Source organism: Candidatus Peribacteraceae bacterium, from assembly GCA_041661065.1.
Lineage (GTDB): Bacteria > Patescibacteriota > Gracilibacteria > Peribacterales > Peribacteraceae > CAIKAD01.
This window is the reverse complement of sequence record JBAZVD010000004.1, coordinates 1-2,523: the sequence shown is the minus strand read 5'-3', so window position 1 is coordinate 2,523 and position 2,523 is coordinate 1. Positions and strand designations below refer to the sequence as shown.

Sequence of the window (2,523 nt, the reverse complement as noted above, 5' to 3'; positions counted from 1 at the left end):
CGGCGCGGCTATACGGCCGATGCTTTCCACAAGCTGGTGGACCAGCTGCGCACGACCCGCCCGGGGATCGCGATCACGACCGACATCATTGTCGGGTTCCCCGGCGAGACCGATGAAGACTATGCCGCCACGCGCGAGCTCTGCGATGAGGTCGGTTTCGACAACGCATTTGTCTTTCGCTACTCCCAGCGGCAAAACACACCGGCATCCACGATGGAGGACCAACTGACGGAGGACGTCAAAGAATCGCGCAACAAGGATCTCCTGGAGGTCATCAACAGGCATTTCCACGCCCGCCTCGATGCCCTCATCGGCACCGAGGTGGAAATCCTCTGCGAAGGCACCAGCCGGAACAACCCGGAACGTCTCTCCGGGCGCACGCGCACGAATAAAATTGTTGTCTTCGAGGGCGCTCCGCGACACGTCGGGCAGATCTTTCCGGTGCGGATCGTGCGGACGAGCACCTCGACCCTCTACGGGGACCCGGCCGTGCTCGGGTAATCCCGGAGAAGATTTTTAAACCGCAGAGGCACAGAGAACACGGAGGAATTCGACCGGGATCCTTGGGAAATCGAAGAAGCCTCGCAGGGCGTTTGGCTGGAGGGATCATAAGACGGGGCGTGCGTGAAGGATTAGGTTGAGGGCTTTGGCTGGGTAGCGGTGGTAAAGCTCGAAGAAGTGGGCGAGGGGCTCGCCCTGCTGGAAGGGAATGATGGCAAGCAGGGCATTGCGCGTGAGCGCCAGGTTGAGAGCGGCCTTGGGTCTTCGGTGACGATGACGGTCTTCCTGCCAAGCGGAGGCGTCGCGTTTGTGGTGGTTGCGGTTCTCGATGCTCCAGTGCTCACGGGCGGCCCGGGTGGATCGGGATTTTTCTTCCGCCCGAAGGCTGGAGAGGAAGACGCGGGTATGGCTCTTGGCCGTTTTGGGTTCTTTCTTTTCGCTCCAGTCGCGCTGCACGATCACCGCGGAGCGGGCACCGGGGAGTCCGGCAGTGACCGGCGAGATGGCTTCCACGGCGGCTTTGCGGGAGTCGATGCGCCCGTGATCCCCTTCGCAGCTCAGGTAAAAAAAGGGGAGCCATCAAGAGCGCGGGTGGCTCCCTCCAGGCGCTTGGAGGTATTTTCTTTGGTGCCGATGAGGTAGTCGCCGCCTTTCTCCAAGATGACCCGCACGGTGGCCTCCTTGTTGTGCAGGGGATCGGCCGTCACGAGCGCGTTGACCAGTTCGACCTGCTGGTCGGCGAGAAGAGAGCGCGCCTCGGAGACTTCACAGTCCTCCTTTTTCCCGCTGGCCGGGATCATGGCCACCGGACGTCCGTCCTCGTGACGGCAAAGGGTGATGATCATGCCGCAGCGTCCGTCTCCCACGCTTTTGCCATCAAGGGCCAGACTGCGGGGCAGCACGCCCGCGTTGGCCTGCAACCAAACCGTGAGTGCGCGGGCATAGGCGCTTGGCTCCACGGCAGCCAGAAGATCGTTGAGCGCATCGTAGCCTGGCATCTTCAGTCGCCTGCTCTGCTTGTCACGCACCCGCAGTCCGATGGCCTCCCTCTGGCTCTGGGAAAGGCAGGCCACTTTCCTCCAGATATCAAGCACGTCGCGGGCTCCCATCAGCAACCCGAGGGAGATCAGGGCCAACATCGCGGGCAGGGGGTGGCGGCGGCTCTTGGGATGGCGCGGATCGGGCACTTCCAGCAACGCGTCGCGCAGGCTTTTGAGCCCCGCGTTCTTGAGCGCACTGCGGGCTCCCCCGCGCCCGACCAGCGCCCCTTTGCAGGCCTCGGGCAACTCGCGCGCACTCATCAACTCATAGGCTTTGGGAACCAGCGCTTTGAGCCACAACTTCTTGGGCCTCCCGTTTGGGATGTAATAATCGCTGTGGTCTTGCGAAAATCCCTTCGTTGTCCCGGCCTGCGTCCAGTTCGTCGCTTTGTAAACGGTGCCCGCATGGCTTTCCGGATCGCTGAAGCTCTCCGCCAAAAGCGGACGGTAGCCGTGCTCGCTCTCCCATTGAGCGCCCAGTTCGCGCATCCCTGCCCCAAGACATTGCGAGGCCAGATTGGGCCGCCGCGACTCTTCCAAAACCAGGAAGCGTCGCAGTTGCACCACCAACTTCAATCGCTCCGAACGGGTCACCGCATCCCACCCGACCGCTTCGTCCCTATCCTTCAAATGCCACGCCGCCGCGCACCACACCAACACCCCGGCAAGCTTTCCTTCCTCCATCACCAACTGGCAAAGCCGGTCCCCAGCCTCGCTACCAGCCCCCAAGCCATGCTCTCGCCCGAGGGCTTCCTTCGCGCGGCGCCAGTCCTGCGCCGAATGCGCCACCTTGATTTCTAACGCTCCAGATTTTTGCTCAAAGGGCTCGCTCTGCTTTGGTGATCTCTTTTTCACCACCGTAGTTCAGCTTTTCAGGGAGCTTTTGTCTAGCCTTTTCTTTTGCCCTCTCTTTATCGGCATCCTTGGACTTCAAGCCAAACGCCCTGGGCCCCGCGTGAGCCCTCCGCTTTCTGTATTGTCC

General features: G+C 61.9%; 3 protein-coding genes. 1 reads left to right on the top strand and 2 read right to left on the bottom strand.

The genetic code is table 11. The features are described 5' to 3' along the window. Positions 1 to 501, top strand: a 501-nt coding sequence (locus WC698_06415) for a TRAM domain-containing protein (protein MFA6039866.1), incomplete at its 5' end; no start/stop codon positions are given. Positions 502 to 606: 105 nt separating this feature from the next. Here the strand turns inward: WC698_06415 and WC698_06410 are convergent. Together WC698_06410 and WC698_06405 are read right to left on the bottom strand one after the other, a co-directional pair. Beyond that, entirely contained in the window at positions 607 to 1,014 is a 408-nt protein-coding gene (locus WC698_06410) for a hypothetical protein (protein MFA6039865.1), read from the bottom strand. Between the two features lie 44 nt (positions 1,015 to 1,058). Next, positions 1,059 to 2,396, bottom strand: coding sequence for a Druantia anti-phage system protein DruA (locus WC698_06405; protein ID MFA6039864.1), 1,338 nt, complete (start codon positions 2,394 to 2,396; stop codon positions 1,059 to 1,061). Between the last annotated feature and the right edge of the window lie 127 nt (positions 2,397 to 2,523).